At 72.4% G+C, this 2,172-nt stretch carries 1 pseudogene; it reads left to right on the top strand.

The features are described 5' to 3' along the window. Nucleotides 1-594: 594 nt before the first annotated feature. A pseudogene (locus VGP60_RS11080) lies at nucleotides 595-2,172 on the top strand (hypothetical protein); the annotation flags it as partial.

Genomic DNA, 2,172 nt, shown 5'->3' on the forward strand with positions numbered 1-2,172 from the left:
CTTCGTGGCGGTCCAGCATCCGGGTGAGACCGACGGATCCACCTTCGAGTCGCCGACCAGCACCTGGCCGCACACTCACGGCTTCCCGCGCCCGTCTGTCGTGGTCGCCTACAAGCCGTGACCGGCGGCCCAGCGGGACCACACCGAGCACCCCGGGACGAACGTCTCATCGGGGGCGCGAACCGCTCGCTCAAAGGTCGCTGCCCGGACGCTACGCTCTGGCGACCGAGCGACGGGACCCACCATGCCCTGCGATCCGCGTCGCCCGGTCCAACGACTCCGACGCCATCGCCCGAGAGCTCAACGAACGCCCTCGACAGACCCTGAAGTCCAAGGCACCATCCCAAGCACTCGCCGAGGTGTTGCGTTGACCGCCTGAACCCGCACCGCTGTCCGCGCGGTCATGGCCGCGATACGCGCTACGAGGGTGCGTCTTGTCGCCGCGGCTGGGGCATTGGATGCCCCGCGAGTCGGTGCCTGCATGCTGCGTCGCGCCACAACGGTCGGCGCGAGCACGGGTAGACCGGCGCGCCTGACCGCGCACCGGACGTGGGCGAGCCGGCTCTCTTCGAGCGGGCCCGATAGCGTCCGGGGATGCCCAGCCCTCGCCCATCCAGGGCTCGTCGACGCAGCACGTCACCGCGCCGGAGCGGGACGCGACAGCCGCAGCGGCCGTTGCCGGCCGCGGGGCCGGGCGAGCGGCTGTGGGTGCTCGACGTCCCCTACGGGACACAGGTCGATGGCGCCACCTGGCACCCGGCCGTCAAGACTCACCTGTACGTCGGGCGCGCTTTGCCAGCGCACCTAGCGCCCTACGCTCCGGGGCCGTACACACTCGGTCGGTTCATCGAGAACACCCTCAACCCCGGCAATCCAACGCCCAGCCCCGTGCCGACCGACGCGCTCGAGCCCCGGAAGATCCAGTTCGAAGCGGCCGATGCGATCGCGGCGCGCGCGGCAGCGGGCGGACGGCAGTTCCTGCTGGCCGACGAGCCCGGCGTGGGCAAGACGATCGCCGCGGTCCTCGGGGCGACGGCGGTGGGCGACCTCCGCGGCGCGCGACGGGTGCTCGTCGTGGCCGACCGGCCCGCCGCGATCACCATCGGCCACTGGTGCCGCACGATCTCGGCGCTGGGCGACGGGGGTCTGGACTGGGTCGTGATCACGTGGGACCGGCTGGAGAAGGTCAAGGACCACACCTGGGACGTGATCATCGCGGACGAGGCCCACGCGCTGCGACGAACGACGACGAAGCGGTGGAAGCAGTGGGCGCGAATTTCAGGGCACGGGCGGCCACACGACAAGGCGCCGTTCGTCATCGCGACGACCGCGACGCCCGGACACACGCCGCTGGAGCTGCCGTACCTCGCCCCGGCATACGCGCAGGTGCTCGGCGAGCCGATGCAGGAGTGGACCTCGGCGTCGCAACCCGGGGCCGCGTTCGCCACCGCGCTCGAACGCCACGGCGTCGGGGTGGAGCAGGGGCGCTACGGCGCGACATGGACCACCGACGCGGCGCGGCGCGCCGCGGACCTCAAGCTGGTGCGCGGCTGGCTCGCCGACGAGCGGCCCCCCGCGATGCTGCACCGCGCCGCGCCGTGGGGGTCGGTGCCGATCTCCGGCATGCCGGTGGCGCTCACGCCGGCGGAGCGGACTGCGTACGAGGCCGAGTGGGGGGAGTTCTGTCGTGAGATGGAAATCGCGCGAAGTGGCCGCAGTGTCGCGAACGGTCGGGCCGCCCTGCTGCGCTTCCGGCAGAAGGCCGGGCTGATCCGTGTCGACTCGACGGTCGCCTGGATCGCCCAGCAGGTCCAGGCCGAGCGACAGGTGGCGTGCTCGGTCGAGTTCGTCGCGACCGCCGCCGACCCGATCGCCGACCGGCTGCGTGACTCCGGCATCGAAGTGGCCACGATCTACGGCCGCGACCGGTTCGACTCCGAGGCCGAGCGGCTCCGGTTCCAGACCGGGCAGGCGAAGGTCTGCGTCTTCACCACGGTCGCCTCGATCAGCCTGCACGCCGGCGAGACCCTCGCCGACGGCCACCGGGCGAGCACCGAGCCGCGGGTCGGCGTCTTCCACCAGGCCCGCTTCTCGGGAATCGCCGGACGGCAGGTAACCGGCCGCACCCACCGCGACCACCAGGTCTCGCCGTGGCACATCGCGTACGCCGAG

The organism is Amycolatopsis sp., from assembly GCF_036008905.1.
GTDB lineage: Bacteria > Actinomycetota > Actinomycetes > Mycobacteriales > Pseudonocardiaceae > Amycolatopsis.